The sequence below is a fragment of the Fibrobacter sp. UWOV1 genome (assembly GCF_900142495.1).
In the GTDB taxonomy this organism is placed as follows: domain Bacteria; phylum Fibrobacterota; class Fibrobacteria; order Fibrobacterales; family Fibrobacteraceae; genus Fibrobacter.
Genome location: NZ_FRBA01000003.1, coordinates 38720 through 63105 on the forward strand (window position 1 = coordinate 38720; position 24386 = coordinate 63105).

Annotated in this window: 20 protein-coding genes and 1 tRNA gene; 15 read left to right on the top strand and 6 right to left on the bottom strand. The window is 50.6% G+C overall.

Annotation, left to right across the window (positions count from 1 at the left end; all coding sequences use genetic code 11):
• Positions 1-66 precede the first annotated feature (66 nt).
• Both BUC02_RS05835 and BUC02_RS05840 read left to right on the top strand, forming a co-directional pair.
• On the top strand, positions 67-1842 hold the full coding sequence (locus BUC02_RS05835) for a DNA repair helicase XPB (RefSeq protein WP_073319975.1): 1776 nt from the start codon (positions 67-69) through the stop codon (positions 1840-1842).
• 117 nt (positions 1843-1959) lie between these two features.
• Entirely contained in the window at positions 1960-3204 is a 1245-nt protein-coding gene (locus tag BUC02_RS05840; protein ID WP_139261039.1) for a hypothetical protein, read from the top strand.
• A gap of 38 nt (positions 3205-3242) precedes the next feature.
• Here the strand turns inward: BUC02_RS05840 and BUC02_RS05845 are convergent.
• A tRNA-Thr gene (locus tag BUC02_RS05845) sits at positions 3243-3315 on the bottom strand.
• A 106-nt stretch (positions 3316-3421) separates the two neighbouring features.
• Between BUC02_RS05845 and BUC02_RS05850 the strand changes: the two genes are divergently transcribed.
• A complete protein-coding gene (locus BUC02_RS05850) occupies positions 3422-4105 on the top strand; it encodes a tetratricopeptide repeat protein (protein WP_083564430.1) in 684 nt (227 codons plus the stop codon).
• A 117-nt stretch (positions 4106-4222) separates the two neighbouring features.
• Here the strand turns inward: BUC02_RS05850 and BUC02_RS05855 are convergent, their stop codons facing one another.
• From BUC02_RS05855 to BUC02_RS05870, 4 genes are all read right to left on the bottom strand, one after another.
• Complete coding sequence (locus tag BUC02_RS05855) at positions 4223-5260, bottom strand: rhomboid family intramembrane serine protease (RefSeq protein WP_254794120.1); 1038 nt, start codon at positions 5258-5260, stop codon at positions 4223-4225.
• Between the two features lie 9 nt (positions 5261-5269).
• On the bottom strand, positions 5270-6838 hold the full coding sequence (locus tag BUC02_RS05860; RefSeq protein WP_073319986.1) for a PHP domain-containing protein: 1569 nt from the start codon (positions 6836-6838) through the stop codon (positions 5270-5272).
• Positions 6838-7668, bottom strand: coding sequence for a hypothetical protein (locus BUC02_RS05865; protein WP_139261040.1), 831 nt, complete (start codon positions 7666-7668; stop codon positions 6838-6840). The genes BUC02_RS05860 and BUC02_RS05865 overlap by 1 nt, the downstream gene beginning before the upstream one ends.
• Before the next feature lie 110 nt (positions 7669-7778).
• Positions 7779-8633, bottom strand: coding sequence for an outer membrane protein assembly factor BamD (locus BUC02_RS05870; protein WP_073319992.1), 855 nt, complete (start codon positions 8631-8633; stop codon positions 7779-7781).
• 64 nt (positions 8634-8697) lie between these two features.
• Between BUC02_RS05870 and BUC02_RS05875 the strand changes: the two genes are divergently transcribed.
• The 9 genes from BUC02_RS05875 to BUC02_RS05920 all read left to right on the top strand — a co-directional run bounded on the left by BUC02_RS05875 (position 8698) and on the right by BUC02_RS05920 (position 20397).
• Positions 8698-10110 (top strand): LptF/LptG family permease, encoded by a 1413-nt coding sequence (locus tag BUC02_RS05875; protein ID WP_073319995.1) that lies wholly within the window; start codon positions 8698-8700, stop codon positions 10108-10110.
• The gene (locus tag BUC02_RS05880) at positions 10107-11246 is read left to right on the top strand and encodes an LptF/LptG family permease (RefSeq protein WP_073319998.1); all 1140 of its coding nucleotides are present in this window, start codon (positions 10107-10109) and stop codon (positions 11244-11246) included. The genes BUC02_RS05875 and BUC02_RS05880 overlap by 4 nt, the downstream gene beginning before the upstream one ends.
• A 10-nt stretch (positions 11247-11256) precedes the next feature.
• Positions 11257-13092 carry a sensor domain-containing diguanylate cyclase gene (locus BUC02_RS05885; RefSeq protein WP_073320002.1) on the top strand — a complete coding sequence of 612 codons (1836 nt, stop codon included), beginning with the start codon at positions 11257-11259 and terminating at the stop codon, positions 13090-13092.
• Between the two features lies 1 nt (position 13093).
• On the top strand, positions 13094-14587 hold the full coding sequence (locus BUC02_RS05890) for a sodium:solute symporter (protein WP_073320005.1): 1494 nt from the start codon (positions 13094-13096) through the stop codon (positions 14585-14587).
• Between the two features lie 20 nt (positions 14588-14607).
• A complete protein-coding gene (locus tag BUC02_RS05895) occupies positions 14608-15378 on the top strand; it encodes an SIMPL domain-containing protein (protein ID WP_073320008.1) in 771 nt (256 codons plus the stop codon).
• A 411-nt stretch (positions 15379-15789) separates the two neighbouring features.
• On the top strand, positions 15790-18120 hold the full coding sequence (locus tag BUC02_RS05905; RefSeq protein WP_073320014.1) for an anaerobic ribonucleoside triphosphate reductase: 2331 nt from the start codon (positions 15790-15792) through the stop codon (positions 18118-18120).
• A 109-nt stretch (positions 18121-18229) separates the two neighbouring features.
• Positions 18230-18376, top strand: coding sequence for an anaerobic ribonucleoside-triphosphate reductase (gene nrdD / locus BUC02_RS15850; protein ID WP_072798566.1), 147 nt, complete (start codon positions 18230-18232; stop codon positions 18374-18376).
• 6 nt (positions 18377-18382) lie between these two features.
• Positions 18383-18946 carry an anaerobic ribonucleoside-triphosphate reductase activating protein gene (gene nrdG, locus BUC02_RS05915; RefSeq protein WP_073320020.1) on the top strand — a complete coding sequence of 188 codons (564 nt, stop codon included), beginning with the start codon at positions 18383-18385 and terminating at the stop codon, positions 18944-18946.
• Positions 18947-19092: 146 nt separating this feature from the next.
• Entirely contained in the window at positions 19093-20397 is a 1305-nt protein-coding gene (locus BUC02_RS05920) for a hypothetical protein (RefSeq protein ID WP_073320023.1), read from the top strand.
• A gap of 104 nt (positions 20398-20501) precedes the next feature.
• On the opposite strand, the gene BUC02_RS05925 is transcribed toward BUC02_RS05920, so the two are convergent.
• Entirely contained in the window at positions 20502-21242 is a 741-nt protein-coding gene (locus BUC02_RS05925; protein WP_139261041.1) for a hypothetical protein, read from the bottom strand.
• A 260-nt stretch (positions 21243-21502) separates the two neighbouring features.
• On the opposite strand from BUC02_RS05925, the gene BUC02_RS05930 reads away from it, so the two are divergent.
• From BUC02_RS05930 to BUC02_RS05940, 3 genes are read left to right on the top strand one after another with little or no spacing between them, the layout of a single operon-like run.
• Entirely contained in the window at positions 21503-22336 is an 834-nt protein-coding gene (locus BUC02_RS05930; protein WP_073320029.1) for a TIGR02147 family protein, read from the top strand.
• Positions 22329-23114, top strand: coding sequence for a hypothetical protein (locus BUC02_RS05935; RefSeq protein WP_073320031.1), 786 nt, complete (start codon positions 22329-22331; stop codon positions 23112-23114). Before BUC02_RS05930 ends, BUC02_RS05935 begins: the two co-directional genes overlap by 8 nt.
• Positions 23115-23129: 15 nt before the next feature.
• Positions 23130-24290: a hypothetical protein gene (locus BUC02_RS05940; protein ID WP_073320034.1), complete on the top strand. Its 1161-nt coding sequence runs from the start codon at positions 23130-23132 to the stop codon at positions 24288-24290.
• The last annotated feature ends 96 nt before the right edge of the window (positions 24291-24386 follow it).

Genomic DNA, 24386 nt, shown 5'->3' on the forward strand with positions numbered 1-24386 from the left:
AAAGATATATAAAATTAACCCTACAACACTACTCTAATTACGTAACTTTTACTAAATTTGGCGCCTATGAATCCGAATGGCGCCATTATTGTTCAGAGTAATATGGAAATCATGGTGGAGGTCGATCTCCCCACTTATGAAGCGGCTCGCGATGCGATTGCACCGTTTACCGAATTGGTCAAGAGCCCAGAACATTTACACACCTACAAGATTAGCCCGCTAAGCTTGTGGAACGCGGCTGCAACGGGACTTCGTGCACCGGAAGTTTTGGAACGTCTCGAAAGCCAGAGCCGGTTCCCGATTCCGGAATCCGTGGTGACCGAAATCGAAGACTACATGTCTCGTTACGGGCTGCTTCGCCTGAAAAAAGAAGGCGACAAGCTGATTGTAGAATCCGATGACAAGTACATGTTCACCGAAATCTGCAACCTTAAAGAAGTGCAGCCGTACGTGCTTCACTTTATCGATGACTTGCATGCCGAAGTAGATCCGGAACGTCGCGGCCACTTGAAGATGGCGCTTACCAACGCTGGGTTCCCGGTCGAAGACTTGGCCGGCTATACCGTGGGCGATCCGCTCCCGATTCACTTGCGCGAAACGACGGTAGGCGGCAAGCCTTTTGCCCTGCGCGACTACCAGAAGGAAGCTGCCCAGGTGTTCTACGCGAGCGGTTCCGAAAAGGGCGGTTCGGGCGTGATTGTGCTGCCTTGCGGTTCGGGTAAGACGGTGATTGGCCTTGCCACGATGGCTTTGGTACAAACTAAGACTTTGATTTTGACGCCGAACATTTCGGCTAGCCGTCAGTGGATTCGCGAAATTTGCGACAAGACGGACTTGACGCTCGACCAGGTGAAGGAATACTCCGGCGAAGTCAAGGAAATCGGCCCCGTGACGGTGGCGACCTACCAGATTCTGACGCAGCGCAAGCGTGCCAAGAAGGCCGACGAAAAAGCCGATGCCGATATTGACGATTTGACCGAGGAAGAAGTCAAGAAGGAACTTGCAAACTTCCCGCTCTTTAGCCAGGAGAAGTGGGGCCTGATGATTTACGACGAAGTGCACTTGCTGCCGGCTCCGGTGTTCCGCTTGAGTACTGAAATGCAGGCCACTCGCCGCCTGGGCCTTACGGCAACGCTCGTGCGCGAAGACCACAAGGAAACCGAAGTGTTCAGCTTGATTGGCCCAAAAAAGTACGACATTCCGTGGCGTATTCTCGAGGCCCAGGGCTGGATTGCAACCGCCGACTGTAACGAAATCCGCATTCCGATGGAACCGGAACTCAAGATGAAGTATGCGCTTGCGCCTGTCCGCGAAAAGATTACGCTGGCATCTACAAATCCCGAAAAGACGGACATCGTGGAACGCCTGCTCAAGTACTTTGACAAGCCCGATGACCGCGTGCTGATCATTGGCCAATACATCGACCAGCTCGAAGCCCTTTCCGAAGATTTGCAGATTCCGCTGATTACGGGTAAGACGCCGAACAAGGACCGCGAAAAGCTTTATGCCGCCTTCCGTAACGGAACGCAGAAGAACTTGATGGTCTCGAAGGTGGGGAACTTCGCCATCGACTTGCCCGATGCCAACGTGCTCATCCAGATTTCGGGTACCTTCGGTAGCCGACAGGAAGAAGCCCAGCGCCTCGGTCGCGTGCTCCGCCCGAAGAGCGACGGTGGCGCGGCGCATTTCTACAGCATCGTGACGCAGGATTCCAAGGAACAGGAATTCGCCATGAACCGCCAGCTGTTCCTTACCGAACAGGGCTACGCCTACAAGATTATCAAGCGCGGCGATTGGGATATCCTTGCTCGCACTCCTGAAGAGTTAGCTGCTAGAAAATAAATGAAAAAAAATCCCGCTCGTCGAGCGGGATTTTTCATATCTAGTATAAAAGTAATTCCGCATTGTTATAATTTTAGTTACCTTTGTGAAGGTAACTAACCTGTGGGGAATTGTAAAATGAAAAGTCTATCTATTCGTGGCTTTGCTGCAGTGAGTCTTGTAGCAGCGTTTATGTTTTTTGGATGCTCTGACGATTCTTCTCCTGTTGTGACGGAAGATGGAACGGGAGCTTTGTCGTCTTCGGATGAGTCTGTAGCCGAATCTAGCAGCTCTTCAAAGAAAGCTTCAAGCAGTTCTGCTGTGGAAAAATCGTCTAGTTCTTCGAAGAAAGAGAAAAAATCGTCCAGTAGCTTTGTTGAGGATGATGAGACGGATTCTAGTAGTTCTTTTGAAAAATCCAGTAGCAGTGAGTTAGTGATTGTTGTTCCTGATCAGAGCGACTTTACTATCACGGCCTCGGAGCTTTCTTCTCGTATTGTTGGTGATGAAGCGCGTTTCAAAGGCCAATTCAGTCTGGACGTTGTCGGCGACTCTGCCGCCGTGGACAGCTCTTTCAACATAGCCTTTATCGGAATCGAATATCTGATCGGTAAGGGTAATCCGGGTAACATGGTCGCTGTTAACGTACCTGTCAACTCTAACAAAATCACTTTCCCAACGCAAAATGCCATTGACCTGACTTCCAAGAATTCTGCTTTTGTGACCATTGATCTGCTGGATCCGGGCTTTACAGAATGTGGCACGTACAGTCTAATCGTTACTGTGACGGCTAGTTCCGGCGACAGAGTTTTCCAGAGAACCGAAATCATTCCGTTTGAACGTGATGCATACGATTATTGCGGCGATGTGCGTTCCTCTTCTTCGGCCGTTCAGGTTAAAGAAATCCCGATGACAACTTGTCAGGTTGAACTTTCTACGAACGTGAATCCGGGGGTTGACCTAGTTTACTGCGTTGCAGTGCCTGCCGCAGGAGCTGCAACGGCAGACATAATCTTCGAAAAGGCCGGCGACAGGAACAATCCGGAACTTTCTGCGAAAAGCGGCTCGGGTCTCTTATTCTCCCCGATTATTAACGGAGATTTTGCGCCTTACACCGATGACTATGAAGTGGATATCTGGCCGGAAGACATAAATGCAGATCGTGTCCCTGCGACTGCCTATGTCAGCGACTTCAAGTTCAAGACTATCGATGCTGAACGACTGACGAACATGATTCAGAACTTCAACCAAATTTACGTCGCCAAGACCCCAACCTACAATGCTGAAACGGGTGAAGGCTTCTACGCCTTCGCGATTACCAATGCAACCGAAGGCAATGATGGCGATTACACCTTTAAGGTCAAGATATACAAAGTACCCTAAAAATCAAAAAATCCCGCTCATCGAGCGGGATTTTTTCGAGCCACCCAGCAGATTTGAACTGCCGACCTGCTGATTACGAATCAGCTGCTCTACCAGCTGAGCTAGAGTGGCATGGTAGGCCAAAATTAGCAAAACGGCCCTAATTTGTCAAGGTGTGCTGACAATACATTAAAAATTTTCTATGATTGGAGCACGAAATTTAACATGGACGTTTAATATGGCAAACGAATCGAATACCAACAATTCTGAAATTAAGGAATTTTTTGTCGCACACGGCTCCAAGGTCATTGCCGCCATCGTGGTGATTATGGTCATTGTGGTGGGCGTGGTGCAGTTCCGTGATTATCGCAAGGCTGCTGCTGCCGAACAGGCCGAACTCCTTGGTCCGGGCATGACGCTCCTTTATGCGAATCAGAATGACTCCGCTTTCGTGGAATTCGAATCCAAGATCAATTCCGGTAAGCTTTCCGGTGTGGCTCTGGCCAAGGCAGCTCTTTACGCAGGCAACATCAAGTTCCAGGCTGGCGAATTTGACGCCGCTGCAGTGTTCTTCCAGAAGAGCCTCGACAATGCCGGTTCTGTTGCTTTAGTTCGTTCGGCTGCCATGCATGGTCTTGCCTCTGTGAAGATCGAAAAGGCTGACTATTCTGCCGCTGCCGGTCTGTTGGAAAAGTACATCTCTGAATTTGCAAAGCGCACGGGCGACCAGGAAGACCGCTTCCAGAAGGACGAACCGGTGGACGAGGTCCCGATGGTGGCCGACGCCATGTGGAAGCTCACTCTTGTTTACGAACAGCTCGGTGCTGCCGACAAGGCCAAGCAGACTGCAGAACGCATTCTCACGGTCTACGGCGACAACCAGGCTTATGCCGACAAGGCCAAGAAGTTCCTGAACATCTAGTTGGTTCGGAATACGGAACTCGGATTTCGGAATTATTTAAAGAAATTGAAATTTACTTTAAGGGCGGTCTAAGACCGCCTTTTTGTATGTGTAAATAACGGGTCTTCGTGCGGCTTTTCATGCCATCGCCATTTTCCACGCGATTACGTAGAACGCGTAGTAAAGCAATAGCCCGATTCCGTCGACGGAAGAAAGCGGCGTTCCCCAGCGGAGCGCTTTTTTGCTGGGAATGAATCCGCAGAAAAGTCCGGCAATAAATCCGTAGGCGTGTCCGAGAATGTCGGCGTTTTCGCCGAGCCCGAGGAATACGGCAAGGGATGCCGCGCCGCAGAGCGGCGCGAATCGCCGGAGCAGGCCGTGGGTTTCTTTGGGCATGAGCCTGAATTCAATTACCGAGAGGCAACCGATGGCGGCGAATACGAATGTCGAAAAACCGAGCGAGCGAAAGTCGGTCTTTACCGTAAGCGAGACGCAAATGTTTGCAATCGCGGCCGCGACGGCGATAAACGGCGCAAGCCGTAGCAGCGGAATGCGGAAGGTAATCATGTTCATCACGATGTAGCCGCAGAGTAAATTCGACGCTAGGTGCCGCGTGTCGCCGTGCAAGGTCTGTGCCGTGAGCGCGCGCCACCATTCTCCTTTAAGGACCTTGCCGGCATCCGAGATTCCTCGTGAATGAAGATTTACTTTGTCTGAAAAATCGATTAGCGTGAATATCACGGGAGCAAGTAAAATCCAGAGCGGCTGCAAGCTAAAACTCAAGGGAATCGGCGGGTTTTCTTCTTTAGGCGGATTTTCCTTGCGGTAAAGAGCCAACTGTAGGCGTGCAAATTCTTCGTGCTCGGGCAAAACGAAAATCAAAAAAGGGCCTTCGATACTGCGCAAGAGCCGGTGAGAAATTCCTTGCGAAAGGAGTACCAGGCTGTCGTCGCGAATCTGGCGGAACGTGCCTTCGGACACGCACACGATTTCAGGGTATTCAGGCTCCTGCGCCTCGGGCGAATCCTGCGCATCACTCACCGAAGCCGCATTCGTTTCTGGATTTTTCGATGCTTCGGGAGTCGCCGTTATGGATTGTACCTGCAGGCCTTCCTTGGGAATGTCCGTTGGAGAACGCATGTAGCGGGGGCGCATGGGCGATATAAAGCGTGGCATGAGTCCCTCCTAAAGTACGGCGGCCGAAGTCATTGCGAACTTGCCGGTTGCGGTTTCGCATTCGGCGCGCAAGTACGCAAAGTCATCTTTATTGACGGTAATGTCTGTGCTGGCGGGCGGCAATACCAGGCTTTCTATGCAGACGGTTTCGTTCTTGGCGAGCTTGCCGCCTGCAGAACGCTTGCGCCCGAAAATGCGGATGTAACGGAAGGCTCCGCCGAAATCTTGCGTATTGCGAGCATGGAAAGTCACGGTTTTTTCGCCGCGTTCCCACCAGAGAGCCGGGCCATCGGTAATGTAGCAGTTGTCGCCCGCGAAAGCCTCGTTTAAAGCTTCTAATGAAAGATTCTTTTTAGATCCTTCGACTTCGCTCAGGATGACACTTGAGTCCAATTTCACAACTGTGCGGACTTTCCCGAAAACATGGTCTCGGCTATGCTTCAGCGAAACCAGCGGGGTCGCGACGGCGGTCGTGTCGTTCAAGTCGCCGTGAGCGTCGTTGCCGCCAATCGGGAGCAAGAAATTTCCTTTGCCGAGTTCCTCGATCCACCACTGTCTTCCAAGCTTAAAGCCTTCGTCGCGAATGCCGTTCCAAAATTGGATGCCGCGAATCTTGTGGTTGGCTTCAAGATTCAAATCCTTGTGGCTCCAGTAGCCGCGACGGAAGATGAATTTCTCGAGGTAGCCCATGGGCTGCATCGGGTGGGCTGCAAAGCAATGCGCCGCAGTCATTTCCAAAAGTTTTGGAATCTTGAAGGTAGGCTTGTTTTCGAGCCAGTTTCGCCCGCAGTCGCCGAGACCGGGCAAATAGCATTCTGGCCCGAGTACCGTCATGTGCACGTTTTCGCCTTTGGAGTTGCCTGCCGAAACTTCTTCGCCGGCAATCATAAGTGGCATATCTGCATTCTGATTCAGTTTGCGGACTTCTTCGCGCAAGGCGTCAAAGCGGGTGAGCGGTGTGTCCGCTTCTTTGGTATAGTCTTCGGTGGTGTAGGCAAAATCGTAGGCGTGGTCGGTGCAACTTACAAAGTCAAGCCCGACGGCCTTGGCCGCCTGTTGCAATACGGCAGGCGAGGCTCCGTGTTCCACATGGTCTGCAGAATAATGCGTGTGGCAATGCATTTCGCCGGCGACAAATCCTGGGGCTTTCGGCGGCTCTTCGGCAAGCACTTGAATTTTTAAGGGCTTGGGCTTTAATCCGGGGTAATTCCAGCGGGTAAAAACTTTCGTCTCGGTGTGCTCGCCGTTTTCGCTAATCCGCTTGGCGTAAATCTTGCAGTCCAGTTCATGTACGCCTGGCTCCAGATTCCCGAGTTTCACGGGGTAAAAGCCGAATTGCTCCTTCGCCTGTATCTGTAATTCAAAGGTCTTGCCGTTGATTTCCGCCTTCTCGATAAGCGTCGGGAACCGATGCGCGTCGCGGACCACAATCCAAACGGTAGGCTCGACTCCCGGTACAAACTGGAATGGGACATCGACCAAAATTTCGGGCCACGGCTTATACAGCAGCGACCACGGGAGTTTAAACTTGAAATGCGTCTCGGCGTAATGCAACTTTTCGCCCGGAATAAAGCTCATTATTCCTCCGGGGATTTCTTGTCATCATCGTCGTCATCGTCATCTTTATCTTCGACGCTCTCAGGCTCGTTCCACAGCCCAAAGCCAATGCGCACTTGCATGGTGAGTCCACCGATATTCCACTTGGCTTTTTTATCGGGACCGTCGGGGACAATTTTAGAGAACTTCTTTTCGGATTCCACCTTGATGCTGCTGAATCCGACGTCGCCGTAAATGTTGAAATTTTTCCAGTTCGCAATCAGGTAGCCGACGCTTACGCCAAAGCCTGCGCCGAGGAGCGGAGTCTTTGCATCCATTTGGCCCCAGGTCGTATAGATTTCGGTGCCGGGCAATACCCAGTACCAGCGCACGGCAATGCTGAACAGGCTTTCGCCCGAAAGCGTCATGAAGTTGCGGGGAATGCCGAGCCTGTATTCCAAAAAGAGCGGCATGCCCTGAATGGTGTAGCTGTAATTGTGGGTGCGGTTCTTGCGGTCGGTAAGCACCACCGATTCGTTGTCGTAAATAAAGCTTACGCCCGCGCTAATGAAGTTGTCCTTGAAAAGCTGGTATTGGAGCCCAGCTGAAATCGGGAAGCAGAAGTTCACCTTCTGGAAGTCCTGCTTGGCGACACTCAGCGATTCGCTTTCGGTCACGGCGTCTTGTTTAAAGCTGTAATAGAGCGTGTCGATTGCATCCTGGAAGTATTTGCGTTCCGGAAAATCCAAGAAGGAAACGGCGGGTTGCAAAAAAATCGAAAGCCTGGAACGGTCGCGGGTCGAAGTCTCTTCGGCGGCCATGGCAGATGCGGCAAGAATCGCCACAAGGAGGATGTGCAAAAGATGTTTCACCTATTCAGATCCTTCGATTCCGTTTCACTCCACTTAGGTTGACACAATGTGTGATGTGTAATGTGAAATGAATAATTGCACATCTCACATCTCTCATCTCACATCTTTCACTAGTTCTGCATTTCGCGGTCTTCCTTGAAGAAACGCTTCTTCTGGGAATCCTTTTTCATGCGCTTGGCAAATGCAATTTCGGCCTTGTCGATTTTCTTTTCGGTCTTTGCAATCTGCTTCTGGATTTTCTTGTCGTCGGGGTTTGCTTCGTTGCGGGCGATGTTCAAGTAGAGTTTGGCGGTTTCGAACTGGTCAAGTTCGTTGTAGGCCTGGGCAATCATGAACAAGGCTTCGGTACGGCGCTTGCTCTTGGGGTAGGTTTCCAGGAATTCCTTGAAGTAAATCACGGCGGCCTGGTACTTGTCCATGCGCAGGTAAAGTCTTGCGGTCTGGAATTCCTTCTCGGCCAAGCGTTCGACAAGCAGGTCGTAGTAGTAGTTCACCGAGTCGCGCAGCGGGGAATCGGGATAGTTCGACAGGTAGCGTTCAAAGTCCCTCATGGCAATCGTCGTGTTCGCTTCGTCGCGGCTCACGCGGAATTCCATGTTGAACGAAGAAATAGCCTTGCGGAATTCGGCGGTTTCAATGAACGGCGAACCCGGGAAGTTCAAGATGAAGCTGCCGTATTCACCGCGGGCTTCGATCCAGTCTTCCATGTTGAAGTAGCTTTCGGCCATCAAGAATTGGGCCTGTTCCATGTAGCCCGTGCCGGCGCATGTCGAAAGGATTTCTTCGAGCCTGTCTGTTGCTCGGCCGTACTTTTCTTTCTTGAAAAGTTCCTCTGCGCCTTCATAGCGAATTCGGCACCATTCGGTGTGTTTCATCTTGCTTTTACCGCTCGAAGAACAACCGACCAAAAATGCAGTTTCAGCTAAAATACAAAGGAATAAGGGAATATTCTTGAACAGGTTCATTTTTTTTCTTTGGTTAATTCTAATTTTACCCCCGTAAAGTAGAAAATTTTGTAAGTTCAGAAAAATGATTTTAGTCCGCTACGTGTTGAAAGAGCTCATAGGCCCCTTTTTGGCGGCTCTTTTTGGAATCACGTTCCTGTTCGTGGTGGACTTTTTAGTCAAAATCCTCGATAATGTGCTTTCCAAGGGGCTTCCTGCCTCGACTGTTCTTGAAATCTTTGCGCTAAACCTCGCCTGGATGCTTTCGCTGTCTATTCCGATGGCCGTGCTTGTGGCAAGCTTGATGGCTTTCGGTAGGCTTTCGGGCGACCAGGAAATTACGGCCTGCAAGGCGGCGGGCATTTCTCCGCTTTCGCTCATGCGTCCGGTACTTTTGGTATCGATGCTGATTTCGGTTTTGATGGTGGTGTTCAACAACTGGGTGCTGCCCGAAGCGAACCACCGTTCGGTCGAACTCATGAATGCCGTGTCGCGTAAAAAACCGCACGTGTTTATTGATGCGGGCAGGCTCATTACGCAGTTCCCCGATGTTCAATTGTGGGTGAATCGCATCGATCCGGTATCGGGTACTTTGTACGGAATCCAGATTTTCGAAATGGAAAAGAGGGGGGCGCCCCGTATTGTGTATGCCGACAGTGCGACCATGGAATACGAAGACAACGGTGCAACCCTTATGCTTCGCTTGCGCAGTGGCGAAACGCACATGACCGATGCCGATAACCCCGAAAACTACTTCCGCATTCGTTATTTCTCGCAAGACCTAGCCATGAAGAACGTGGATGACCGCCTGGAACGCCGTAGCCGCAGTTACCGTAGCGACCGCGAAATGCCTATCGAGATGATGACCGAGGTGGTGGAAGATGCCGAAAAACGCTATGTCGAATTCAGGGATCAGGCGCTCGAAAAAAGGTTGAACACTCTTGTGACGTTGCGCGAAGATGTCATGGGCGATTCCATTGTCCCGAAATCGGTCGAAAGCGGGACAAAGATTGATTCTATCCAGCGCAGGCGGTCTTTGCAGCGACTCCGCGTGCAAGAAATTGCGGCGCTTCGCACAACCGAAAGATTATACAGCCGCATGGAAACGGAACTCAAGCGCAAGGCGCAGTACACGGTCGAAATCCACAAGAAGTACAGCACCGGTTTTGCCTGCTTTATCTTTGTTCTGATTGGCGCCCCCCTTGGAATCATGGCGCGCAAGGGCGGTATCGGTACGGGTATTCTTTATAGCCTTGCGTTCTTCGTGATTTACTGGATTTGCCTGATTGGCGGCGAAAACATGGCCGATAGACTTTTGATAGATCCGGTGCTTGCTATGTGGGCGTCGAACATTATCATAGGCACCTTCGGCATATTCATTACGGTGGCCATGGTGCGCGACCGTTTCTCGGGCGATTCCAAGTTCTTTAGGGCGATTCGCGCGGTGGGCGGGTTCTTCAAGAAGATATTCGGATTCTTTACCAGGAGGATTGGATGAAATTCTCCCGGTACATGATGTGGAATTTTCTCAAGATGTTCCTGCTGGTGCTCTTGGGCGCGATTCTTATGTTTGCGGTCATTGACTTTGTGGGTAACATCAAGACCTGGCTTGCCCGCGACACCAAGGATGCGATAGACTATTATGTAAGCTACCTGCCTTACATGATTTACCTGATTTCGCCGGTGGCCTTGTTCATTGCTGTGCTGGCCTCGATCGGTAACATGACGCGTCATTTGGAAATGAGTGCCATGCAGAGTTCCGGCCAGGCGCCGTTCAAGACGTTGATTCCGATTTTCGTGTTCGGCGTGATCGTATCGATTGCCTCTTACGAAATGAGCGAACTTTGGCTCCCTGATGCGAACCACAAGCGCCTTGAAACCATGGAGACCAACGCCCAGAAAAAGAAAAATCCGCGCATCAAGGAAAAACGCGACTTTACCTTTATCGACAGCGAACGGGCCAGCTGGTTCTTTAGGCATTATTCCGGCAAGGGCCGCTTTGGCCGCGACGTGGTTTTGCTCCTTCGCGAAGATGGCCGCCTGGTAGAGCGTTACGATGCAAAACTGGTCCGCTGGATTGAAGATGCTCCCAAGGATTCGCTCGATTCGATTGCAAGGCTTTCTAGCATAGACCCGCCGCCGGGCTGCTGGCAATTTGAACGCGGGCTCCGCCGTGAATTCCATAAAGACGGTACAGTTAACGTTTACCCGATTCATCGCGAAAAGTTGTGCGACAAGGTAACGACTTATCCGGGCGACTTGATTAACGAACGCCAGACCGCCGATGAAATGGATTCCAAGATGGTCATGGCTAGAATCAACGTGTTGCGCCGTTCGGGCGAAGATACCCGGGCTATGGAAACCGCGCTCCAGTTTAAGCGTTCCGCCCATTGGATGAATTTGATTGTACTACTCATCGGAGCAGCACTTTGCCACCGCTATAGTCGCTCTGGGGGCCTTTCCCAGAAGTTCGGGGTTGGCCTCTTGATTGTTTTTAGCTATTATATTCTTGAAAGAATCGGCTTAAAGATGGGAGAAAATGGTGCGCTTTCGCCTTTTTGGGCGGCATGGATTAGCCACTTTGTATATGGCGGCGTCTCGGTCGTAATGCTGTACCGTTCCTTCCGTTTATAGTGGGAAAGATATGTCTGTTGCTGAAATTTTATTCGTGGTCGCGGGCCTTTTGCTTGGCCTTGCATTCCAGGGGGGAATGTTCCTGTTCCTGATTCCCTTCGCCGTCGTTGCGTTAGTGCTTGCCTGCATGAACCGCCCGCGCCTTGCCGGCCCGAATTCCCAGCAGCCTCCAACAGCTCCCATTCCGACGATTTTCAAGAAGCGTTCGACGACGAACAACCCGATTATTACGCCGACCTTGCAGAACGAATTTTCCAATGCGCCTAGGGGTATGGCCAATGAACCCGAAGCCGCCCTCAAGGTGAGCCAGGTTTGGGCCCGCGCTAACGCTGACATCAACCGTTCCATGACCGACATGCTGCTTGCGCTCAAGATCGTGGTACCGCATGTGAATTCTGTCATCGTGTTTACGCAGATGGAAAACCAGAGGGAATGGGGTATTCGCAATTTTGCAAACGACAAGGAAATTTCGGTGAACCTCCGCACGCGCATTACCGAAACGTCCGGTCTTTTGGGCCAGCTGTTCCGCAGTAACGTGAACCGCCTTCTGGAAGGTGACCTTCCGGGTGCGAAGAGCGTGATGTACTATGTGGACAATCCGGCCATCAAGTCGGTGGTGGCCGTGCCCATGATTGATCATGCCTCTGGACTTCGCGTAGGTGCACTTGTAATGGATTCCGTGTACCCGAATGCGTTTAACGACATGACGGCTAATGCGCTCAAGTTTATCGCAAGCGCTATTTCGATGCTCGACTACAAGGGTTTCTACTCGGCACAAAAGCATATTGCCCTGCAGCAGTATGGCGGACTTTACAGCTACCTGCGCAAGTTCTTCCAGAACATGTCGGTCAAGGACATCTACAAGCAGATTATCAATTACGTGAAGGCGAACATGGCCTACGACCGCCTCACGATTCTTGCCATGGATCCGGGCGACGACATGAATGGTAGCGTGGTGTACTGCGACGGTGTAGATGCCGAGCAGTTTGCGAACAAGAAGTTTACGCTTTCGGACAAGGGTGTGTTTGTGCTGGCCCTGATGCGCAACCGCCCCATGGAACGCTCGTTCTTGCCGGGCTTCAAGGATTACCTGCCGCGCTTGAACGATTCGGAACGCAAGAACCTGAACCTGCGCCAGATTTTGGTCATGCCTATTGCGGCTGAACATGGTTCCGATACCGCCGAAATTGCGATTTGCCTTGAAAGCAGCAGCTCCATGCCGTACAACGATCATGAAAAGGAATTGCTCAAGGCATTTGCCGGCGTAGCAGGCTTTGCCTACAATCGCGCCCGCAAGTTTGAACTGGGCTGCGACCAGGCCATGCGCGACGGACATACGGGTCTCATCAACAAGAAGACCATGTTTGAAAAATTGCGCTCCGAAAAAATTCGTGCAGACCGCGCCAAGTACAGCATTGGCCTCTTGATGATGGATATCGACCACTTCAAGCATGTGAACGATACCTATGGCCATCCGATTGGTGACGTGGTCATCAAGGGGATTGCCGACACCATCAGTAAAGAAATCCGCAGCGAAATTGACGTGGTGGCCCGCTTTGGCGGCGAAGAATTCGTGGTCGCCTTGATCGATACCGATGCCGACGGCATGATCGAAACTGCTGAACGCATTCGCAAGTCGGTCGAAAAGCTCGTGTTCGATGTACACCAGGCAGAACCCTTGCGCGTGACGGTAAGTATCGGCGCGTTCTTGCTGACTCAGAACTTTAACGGTGACTTGGAAAAGGCCATCAACAATGCCGACCAGGCGTTGTACCGCGCTAAAGAAGGCGGTCGCAACCAGGTCGTGCAGTTCGAAAAACAAGAATCTGAACCCGTGAGTGTATAGCATGTTTACCGCGCTCGATTGGATTGTCTTAGTCGCATACTTGTTACTCTCAATCGCGATCGGCTTGTTTGTCTCGCGCGGTAATAAGAATCTCAAGGAATACATGTTGGGCGGCGGCTCCATTCCGTGGGTGGCCGTGGGCATTAGCCTTATTGCGACGTCCGTGAGTGCGACGACCTTCTTGGGGGCGCCTGCCGATGTTTATGGCGACAACATGACGTTCCTCATGTTCCAGATTGGCGCCTTCATTAGCATTGTGGTAGTGGGGCTTGTCTTTATCCCCAAGTTCCGGACTTCTGGCATTAACAGCGCCTACGAACTTTTCGAACTCCGATTCTCCCGCCCGGTGCGCAGGCTTGCCGCTATATTCTATTGCTTGCACTTGCTGTTGCGTACGGGAATCCTCCTGTTTGCGCCGTCGCTTGTGCTTGCGCAGATTTTGCATATCGACTTGAAACTTGCAATTATCGTGTCGGCGGCGGTGGCCATATTCTACACCTGGTTTGGCGGTATCAAGGCGGTCATTTGGACCGACGTGATGCAGTTCGTTGTGTTCTTTGGCGGCGGAGTGCTGGTGCTGATTCTGATTTCGAATGCGGTCGGCGGCTTTGGCGAAATGGCGGCCCTTGCAAGCGAAGCGGGCAAGACCAAGTGGTGGGACGCCTCGATGGATATTTCGAATGCGCGCACGCTTGTGTCGGCGGGCTTTGCCTATGCGGTTCTTGAAATTGCCATTCGCGGTTGCGACCAGCAGTTTGTGCAGCGCTACCTGAGCTGTAAAGACGTGAAGGCGGCGAACCGTTCAAGCATTCTTTCGATGGTGCTTGGCTGTGCCGTTTCTATCTTGTTCTACTGGGTAGGTGCCGCTCTCTATGTTTATTACCAGAAGGCCCATGCGGCGGTGCTTCCTGAAGGCTTGGGACAGAACGATGTGTTTCCTTACTTTATTGTAAATGGACTTCCGGTGGGCGTGACGGGGCTGATTGTTGCAGCCATTTGTGCGGCTGCCATGAGTAGCCTTTCGAGCGCCATCAATTCCTTGGGCAATACGTCTGAACGCGATTTTTTGGGCTGGGACGAAAATGCCGGAATCGGTGGACTCAAGCGTGCCAAGATTTGGACGGTAGTCTGGGGTGTGCTGGGCATTTTCTTTGCCTTGTTTGCAGCAACCCAGCAGGGGAGCCTTCTCAAGAATGCTCTCTTCTTTACGGGGCTTTTCACGGGGCCGCTTCTCGGCATGTTCCTGCTTGCCTTCTATGCCGATAAAATCTTCGGTACGGGGGCGGGTAAACTCCGCGGCTGGGTTGTCGTCGTTGCCGTGATTTGCGGCATGGGTAGTTTGATTCTTGTTCAAGGCATTCCTGCTTTTGGGGTGCCGGCTGTATTGGGTGGTATCTTTAGCTGGCCTTGGCTGCCCTTTATCAGTATGACGACGACAATCGTGATGGCTTTGCTTATTAATACGGTCACCAACCTGGTTTCAACAAATAAATGAACTTGTCATAGGGGTTGAATATGAACAAAGTTACATTGGGACTCGTCCTGCTAGTCGTATTGCTCGGCTTCTTGCTGCTTACGACCAACAAGGAAAATGCAATGCAGAATGCAATGCCGAAATCCTTGAAGGTCCCGTCTGTGGTAAGCGACGCGCAGATGTCTACGGTAAAGGTGTCTGCATCGGAATCCCGCAAGTACGGGGCGAACGAATTCGTGACGGTGGCGATGCTTGAATTGCGCGGTCGCGACAAGGAACTGCTTTTCAAACAGCTCGAAACCCGTCGCCAGGCGATTTTTGAACAAATGAGTAAACTCGATATCCAGAATGCGGATATCGAACAGAACAGTGTCGATATGCGTAAGGAATGGTCCTATGACAAGGGTACCCGCAGTCTTACGGGCTATGTGGTGAGCCAGTCCTTTGCAATTCGTTGTTCTTCCAGGTCTGTGGCTGCCGCGGCAGTCGCTGTCCTTTCTGCAGAACTTGATGTCGAAATCGATCGCACGTCAGCCCGTCTCAAGGGCGAAGATTCCTTGCGCAAAGAAATCATACTCTCGGTGGGCAAGAAGGCTATGGACAAGGCAGAAAGCTACGCCGAAAGCGTTGGCGGCAAGCTTGGCAAGGTAATCTCGGTCAGTGAAAACGGCGGTAGCGACCTTATGCACGGACGGCAAGTCCTGGGGGTAGCCAAGTTCAACGACTATAGCGAAGACGCCCTTCTTTCGTCTATCGCGGACTCCGTAAGCATCTCTGCATCGGTTCATTTGGTGGTAGAATTACTCCAATAATACAGGCTAATCACAAGGCCTGTGTTTGTCAAGACGTAGTTTATAAAAAACTTTTATTTTTGTGTTGATAAGTGTCCGGAATGGTAAAATTCGCTAACTGCTTATAAATAAAGGCGTTAGCTTTTGTTTTGCTTACTTTGTATAAAGCCGCTTTAAAAGCCTGTTTTCTGGATTGTTGATAAGTCCAACTTTGTAAGCTTAAATTTACATAAAAAGCGCTGTTTTTTTGAAAAATGTCTTCCAATGACAGATACATTTGTTATATTGTTTTCCATATCTTGTGCTTCGAGCTTCTTTTGAGACACAAGATATAGTAAATACCGGAAATGAAAGAAAAAAGTATGCTCGAAACGAGTTTCGCCTGCAATTATGCAATTCGGGGCTGATTCGCCGGGCAGCAAGGATTGGTAGATGATAGTTTCTGTAAGGAAGCGCGACGGCCGTGAGATGCCGTTCAACATTGAAAAGATTGCCGACGCCATTGTCAAGGCATTCCGCGCATCGGGCGAGCTCGACGAACAGATTAAGGCTGCCCAGAGTCAGTTGAATTTGTTGGGAAACGACGACGTGCTCACGAGCACGGCCCTCAAGGTGTCCGCCGATGTGGTGGGCCGACTTGAATCCGAAGGCAAGAATGTTCCCGAAATCGAAGAAATCCAGGACGCTGTCGAAAAGGCTCTTACCGAAGGTGGCTATGCCGATACCGCCAAGAGCTACATCCTGTACCGTGCCGAACGTACCCGCGTGCGCGAAGTCAACACTCGCCTCATGCATACGCTCCGCGACATTACCTTCAGTTCTGCTAAGGAATCCGACCTCAAGCGTGAAAACGCGAACATCGATGGCGATACCGCCATGGGTACCATGCTCAAGTATGGTTCCGAATCCGCAAAGCATTTCTACACCATGATGATGCTCAAGCCCGAGCACAGCCGCGCCCACATGGAAGGCGATATCCATATCCACGATTTGGATTTCTATTCCCTTACCATGACCTGCTGCCAGATCGACCTCAAGAAGCTTTTCAAGAACGGCTTCAACACCGGTCACGGTCACCTTCGTGAACCCAAGGATATCCGTAGCTACGCTGCTTTGGCCGCTATTGCCATTCAGTCTAACCAGAACGACCAGCACGGCGGTCAGTCCATTCCGAATTTTGACTATGCCATGGCCGACGGCGTGCGCATCACTTACCGCAAGGCTTACCTTTCCAACATGGTCAAGGCTCTCATTCTTCTCGCCGGCAAGACCGAAGAAGAAATCCTGCCGATTGTGAAGAAGCTCCATACCGAAATGGCAGAAATGGGCATGGTCGCAACGCTCGTGCCGAACGAAAAGTTCGTGGAAGCCGAAGCCCGCGAACTCGCCAAGACCTACGGTGAAGAAACGGTGAAGAACGCCCAGAAGTTTGCCGAAAAGATGGCCTACGAAGAAACCGACAAGGCAACCTTCCAGGCTATGGAAGCTTTCGTTCATAACCTGAACTCCATGCACAGCCGTGCCGGTGCTCAGACTCCGTTCTCCAGCATCAACTACGGTATGTGTACCGAGCCCGAAGCTCGCATGGCTATGCGTAACCTGCTTCTCACCACCGAAGAAGGCTTGGGTGGTGGCGAAACGGCAATCTTCCCGATTCAGATTTTCCGCGTCAAGGACGGCGTCAGCCTCAAGGCGGGCGACCCGAACTATGACTTGTTCAAGCTCGCTTGCCGCGTGAGCGCCAAGCGCCTGTTCCCGAACTTCAGCTTCCAGGATGCCCCGTACAACTTGCAGTACTACAAGCCGGGCCACCCTGAAACCGAAATTGCCTACATGGGTTGCCGTACCCGCGTAATCGGTAACCATTACGACCCGAGCCGCGAAATCAGCTTTGGCCGTGGCAACTTGAGCTTTACTTCGATCAACCTTCCGCGTATCGCCATCAAGATGAAGTCTGTCGACCTGTTCTTCAAGGAACTCGATCGCATGATGCAGTTGGTGAGCGACCAGCTCATGGAACGCTTCGCCGTGCAGAGCAAGCGCAAGGTCAAGAACTTCCCGTTCCTCATGGGACAGGGCGTCTGGATCGATTCCGAAAAGCTCGGTTGGGAAGACACCGTTGGCGAAGTCATCAAGCACGGTACGCTTTCCATTGGCTTTATCGGCCTTGCCGAAACCTTGGTGATGCTTACGGGCAAGCACCACGGCGAATCCGAAGAATCCCAGCAGCTCGGCCTCAAGATTATCGGCCACATGCGTGAATTCTGCGATAAGGAATCCGAGCGCCTGGGCCTCAACTTCAGCTTGCTTGCTACGCCTGCTGAAGGCCTTTCTGGCCGCTTCGTGCGCATGGACAAGAAGAAGTTCGGTATTATCCCGGGCGTTACCGACCGCGATTACTACACCAACTCCTTCCACATTCCGGTGTACTACAAGATTTCGGCTTTCAAGAAGCTTTCTCTGGAAGCCCCGTACCACGCACTCACCAACGCCGGTCACATCAGCTACGTCGAACTCGATGGCGACCCGACGCAGAACCTGGATGCCTTCGAAAAGATCGTGCAGCACATGGCCAAGGTGGGTATCGGTTACGGCTCCATCAACCACCCGGTGGACCGCGACCCGGTTTGCGGATTCGTGGGTGTGATCGGTGACAGCTGCCCGCGTTGCGGACGTAGCGAAGGCCACGCCATTTCCGAAGAAAAACTGAAGGAACTGCGTAGACTTTATCCGGGAATGCCCGCATTCAAGGGAATCAGGTAGTAAGAACTTAGAACTTAGAACTTAGAACTTAGAACTTAGAACATTCTCTTTTCTCTAAGCTCTATCAACTAAGTTCTACCAACTATTTATCTAGCAAGGAGAATCAATAATGTCTGAAAAAGAATTGAACAAATACGGTGAAGGTATCGGATTCGAACGTATCCGTCGCATCACGGGTTACCTCGTCGGTACCGTCGATCGCTTCAATAACGCAAAGCGTGCCGAAGTGAACGATCGCGTGAAGCACGGTGTGTAAATCGTTATGGAACAAGAAGAAACTCCGAGGCTGCGCATTGCGGGTATCGAACCCGAATCGTTTGTCGACGGCCCCGGAATCCGCATGACGATTTTTACCCAGGGCTGTCATCACAACTGCCCTGGATGCCACAATCCGCAAACCCACGATTTCAAGGGTGGGCATTTTATCGATATTCAAGAAATCCTTGACATGATCGACGAAAACCCGCTGCTCGATGGCGTGACGTTTAGCGGAGGCGACCCGATGGACCAGGCTAAGGCGCTAATTCCCCTTGCCCGCGAAATCAAGGAACGTGGCATGAATCTGGTGATTTTCACGGGTTACACCTATGAACGTCTCATGGACTTGATGCATGAACGCCCGGAACTCTTCGAATTGTTGACTTTTGCGGATATCCTGATTGACGGTCCGTTTATTATGGCGAAGAAGTCCCTGGAAATCAAGTTCAGAGGTTCGACCAACCAGCGCATTATCGATGTGCAGGAAAGTCTTATGCAAGGTCACGTGGTTCTTCACCAGATTCAACTGGACGAAATGAAGGCCCGTCCGGATTTGGTAATGGCTTAAAAATCTCTCTATTTGAATGTGATAAACTGCTCCGAACGGGGCAGTTTTTTTTATGGGCTGCTTATATTTTTCTTGTAAAGCGTTGTTGACATTATATGTCTTGTTTGTTATATTTTGTTTGCATTAATATTTATAGAGGAGGACAAATGCAGCTTAAATATGCATTTTCTTTTGCCGCCGTTGCGGCTTTCCTTGCGGCTTGCGATAGCACTGTCACTAACATCAACGACGATGCCAAGGCCGAAGGCACTATCACTATCAAGGTCGTAGACAATCATTCTGGAGCAGCTCTTTCTGGCGTGACCGTTTATTCCGTAGTTGACGACAAGGCCGTCGTTGCGGATTCCCTGGGTCTTTCCGTGTGGAAGAATCAGGCTCTGGGCGACCATAGCTACCAGATCTCCAAGGATGGCTACGCAACGGTCCATGCTCTCGTGAATCTTGCAGAACAGGGCGCCGGCGATGTGCCGCGCGTGGGCGATGTCATCCAGACTGTCCCGATGTACAAGGTCGGCGTGCAGGCCAAGGGCATTGTGCTGTTCACCGACGACAAGGGCAAGACGAACGGCGCTTCTGGCGTGACGGTCTATGCCAACCTGCCGAAGGAATTCGTGCCGTGCGAGCTGACCACGAAGACCAGCGAAAACGGCGAATACTCGTTCGATAAGCTTCCGGAAGGCGTCGAAGTGACGATTTCCGTGGGCCAGGAACAGATCAAGTCCAAGACCTATATGGGTAACGATGTCAAACTCGTGGGCGGCACTTCGATGCGCGCTGGCGATATTATCAACGTTTCCTCCATCAGCCTCGTGAAGAGCTCCGCTCAGATCGTGAAGATCGATGACAATACGAACAGCATCGATGTGTCTTCTGACATTACCTTCACGTATGCAACGGAACTGGAAAGCGACTCCGTGAATACCACCAAGTGGAGCGTGTCCAAGGGCAGCAGCAACGTCCTTATCTCGGTGTCCCTGAGCAAGGACAAGCGTACCGTTTCTATTTCCCCGTATTCTGGCAAGTGGACTGAGGATGCCTCTTACACCGTGCGTGGAACGGTTTACTCTGTCGACGGCGCATCTTCTACGGTCAATTCTTCGTTTACGGTTGGCGGCAGTGATTCTAGCTCTGATAAGCCGGGCCAGGTCGAAGGCCTCATGTTCGCAACCGATCCGGACTACTCTTACTACGCAGTCCTGACTTGGGATGAACCCAAAAAAGGTGACGTTACCCGCTACAACATTTATGTGAAGACCAATCTCGATAACGACTTTGCTTATCGCACCTATACAAGCGGAACGAGTTACAGGTTTGACCTTGACGATTTCTCCACAAGTGTAACGACAATTTACGCTATCGTTCTTCCGGTCAACTCCGATGGCGTAGAAGCCGATATCGAAGGTGCCAAGGCTGTGAAGTACAATATCGAAGACGCTGACGACGATCTGTAATCGGTTGTTGAGAAATTTAGATACAAGAAGACCACCGGGTAAATCCGGTGGTTTTTTGCATCGTAGATAACGAAAGTAATTTTGAAAAATCTTAGAGAATAAAATTAAATGTCATCAGGTTCTGCAGAAGAGGAACTCACTTCTTCATCTTCTTCGCTGGAGCTGGAGAGTTCTTCGTCTTCGGAGGAAGAGCTTTCAATTTCTTCTTCGCTGGAGCTGGAGAGTTCTTCGTCTTCGGAGGAAGAGCTTTCAATTTCTTCTTCGCTGGAACTGGAGAGTTCTTCGTCTTCGGAAGAGGAGCTTTCGATTTCTTCTTCGCTGGAGCTGGAGAGTTCTTCGTCTTCGGAGGAGGAACTTTCGATTTCTTCTTCGCTGGAGCTGGATTCTTCAGTTTCGGAAGAGGAGCTTTCGATTTCTTCTTCGCTGGAGCTGGATTCTTCAGCTTCGGAAGAGGAACTTTCAATTTCTTCTTCGCTGGAGCTGGATTCGACAACTTTGGAAGAAGAACTCTTGGGCGTTTCGATGACATCGTCTTCATCGAAGATTGGCTTTTTCGAGCTGGAGCTTACATCCTTGGTAGAAGTACTGCTGGAGGATTTCGTGATTTCCTTTTCCCAGCCGAGGGAGACCCATTCGCCGTCTTCGCAACGGTAGAAGCTGCCGTCGGCGAGCACTTGCATGACGTCGCCCTTTGTAGAAGAGCTGCATTTTCCCAATTCGGCAATGGTCTTCACGACGCCATCGGGCATCGGTGCAGAAGAGGTTGCGGATCCGGAATCGGAATCGCCGCAACCGCTCAAAATGGCCATGGAAATCATGGATGCGCCTAAGAACGCTTTTTTCATCCTGTTCTCTCCTTTATAAATTCCCAAATGTTAATTTGTAACGAACAATATACAAATTTTGTACGATTTTTCAAAGATTGTTTCTTTTAAAATGATTGAAAACGTATTATACGGTTTTGGGGGTGTATTATACACTTTGTATAATTTGGGTGATTGTATTTGATAAAATGTGGTTATATTTGTTATTTTTTAATAAAATTCTATGATTTTGTATAATAAACATGTTGACTGGAATCTGAGGAAAATATATATTCCTTAGTATGAAATCGGTACTTGAATACAAAGATTACCACCTCTTTATGCAGGATTACTACGACGAACGCAAACGCCTGGGTGCGTTCTCGTGGCGTGAATTCTGCAAGAGTGCCGGATTTACCTCGCCGAACTTCTTGAAGCTTGTGTGCATGGGCCAGAGCAAGCTCAGCAAGGTCAAAATAGACGACGTGGCGAAGGCCATGGGGCTTAGCGGCTACGAGGCGGATTACTTCCGCGAAATGGTCCTGTTCTGCAATGCCGACAAGGACGAAGCCAAGAAGGCGGCCCTCCTCGAAATGCAGAGGATTGCGTTGGAACACAAGGTGCGCGTGGTCGATGGCGAAGCCTTCCAGTATTATGAATCCTGGAAGTACCCAGTGCTTCGTGAACTCGCCCCGATGATGCCGGGGGCCTCTCCCCGCGATTTGGCCGATGCGTGCAAGGAACATGTGTCTGCCGAAGAAGTGCGAGATGTACTAAATTTCTTGGTGAAGGCCGGGTTCCTGAAGAAGGATGGCGAAAAGGTCTATTCGCAGACGGAACAGACGGTCATTGGTTCGAAAGAGGCTTTGCCCATAGCAATACGGGCCATGCACAAAGAGATGGCGAATATGGCCGCCCGTGCCGTGGATCGCTATGCGCCGAACGAACGTTATTTTACGGGTGTCACGCTCAGCGTGAATCAAGAGGCAAGCGAACGGATTGCAAAAGAGCTCGATGCCTGCTGCAGAAGGGTGCTTGCGATTGCGAATGAATATAGCGACCAGGATCAAGTTTGTAGAATCAATTTCCAGTTTTTCCCGGTAACGGACAAAATTAAAGAGGTGCGCCATGCTTAAGAAGTTTGTTTTTTCTGTAACGGCATTTTCGATTGCTTTTATGGCGGCCTGCTCCGACGATTCCGCGGGCGGTTCTTTGGCGGGCGGAACCATCGATCCCAATTCCATTGCCGAGGTAAGCAGTTCGTCCAACGATGTTGATACCATTGCGGTATCCAGTTCGTCCGAAGACAAAGGAAATCTTCCGGATGTCCCGCTGGAAGAATCCAGTTCGTCGAGTGAAAAAAGAACGGACGTACAGCCTTTTGTTCCGGTTGGCAGTTCATCCAGTCTAAATGCTGAGCCGAATAGCAGCGACGACTCTAAGGGAAGCAATGGCTCGGATCCGCAACCGGAGCCGGAATCATCTGCAAGCGATTCTGATGTACCTTTGCCTGAATACCATAATCTTCGTGTCCATACAGAGGATTTCAGTTTGCAGTGCAAGGATTATTCACTTTATAATAAAAACGATATTCCCGTTGTCGACCCCGAAATCGAACCTGCTTCGGCACGCTTCTACATGGATGGAAATTCAGAAGTGATTCTGTTTGAAAATGTCCAATTCGATGTTCCTTGCGACGAAGAACAACGGACTTCATTCTTGAATGATGTCAACGAATCTGGCGCAATAGTAGGCCTTGATGGGAGTACGCTGTATGCAGCCTTTAGTCGGAGCAAGGGCTTGGATTATGGCTGTTTCTGCGTGGCAGATGCCGGATTCAAAATGGACCAGTTCTACCCTGGCTTAGATTCTGCAGTCTTTGATAATCAAAGGGCGATTCCGTTAGGAAATTAATTAAAGGAGGAAATCATGAAAAAGAATTCGATTTTTGCAACAGTTGTCTCTGTTGCGGCTGCGATGACACTTTCGTTTGGCTTACTTGCCTGCGGCGACGATTCGTCTTCGACAGCGCCCGAGCCTGTTACTGGCGGAAACAGTTCCACGGTGGAGGAGTCGTCTTCTAGCGAACTTCCTCCTGATACGACCTGCTGCAAGGTGACGGTTTCTTCGTCCAGCGAGGAACAGAGTTCGTCTTCGGTGTCGTCGTCTTCGAGCTTTGATATTCACATGTCGAGCCAGACTTGTTGTATCGATCGTTCGTCTTCTTCGCAAGAAGAAACCGTACAGCAGATTAACGATATCTTTGGAACGTGTCTCGATAAAAAGGTGGACCCTATGATGGATGCGGCTTTGCCTCCTATAGCCTATATGGGTTATGAAGACGGAGACGATTCGGCAACGGTCGTTGTCGAGAATGTGTCGATGAATTGTAGGTCTATCAGCGGAACGGTGAGTATCATAAGGAAACCGAATGTCGGAAACTTCCAGCTTTCGGCATCAGGTGATACCCTTTATATGGAACAGGCTGCGCTTGATACCGTCAATGTCGAACCGGATTGCATGTGTGATTCCCGACTGATTTTTAAGGTGAAGGCGGACCCTGCATTTATCAATGCCAAGCTGTTAGTTGCCGTTATCGATGGAGATTATGGCAACAGAATGGAAATTATTAAGGCGTTTCCACCTGATGAACAGGAACCGCGGGATTCTATTCCTGTCGCGCAGGATAGCATTCCCGAATCGAATCAGACGGAATTGGAATTGAAGGGGTTTGAAAGAGGTAAATGCATGAATGATGACCTTGCCGTAAAGCCTGTTACAAAAAGTGCAGTCTCTGACCTTCCCGAAGCAAGGCAGATTACTTACATGAACGGTATGACAGTCTTGACCTTGGAAAATGTGATGGACTATTGCGGAATAGACGCGAAGGTTTCTCAAAAGATGGTCGGTGATACGTTGATACTTGACTATTACGATGCAACCAGAGTAACCAAGTGCATTTGCAACTTTGATAAAATCGAATTCCTAATTGAACCGGAAAATGCGGCGGCCCGATACGTCAAGTTCAAAGATGTTGTGTACTGGATCAATGAGATTATGTACGAAGTTGACCCTAATTGGAAAGGGTAATTACTCCTTGTTACTCACGAAAAACAGGCGCTCCAGCGGAGCGCCTGTTTTGCTATATCCTGAAAAACGGAGCTTATTAGTATTGCGAATGCAATC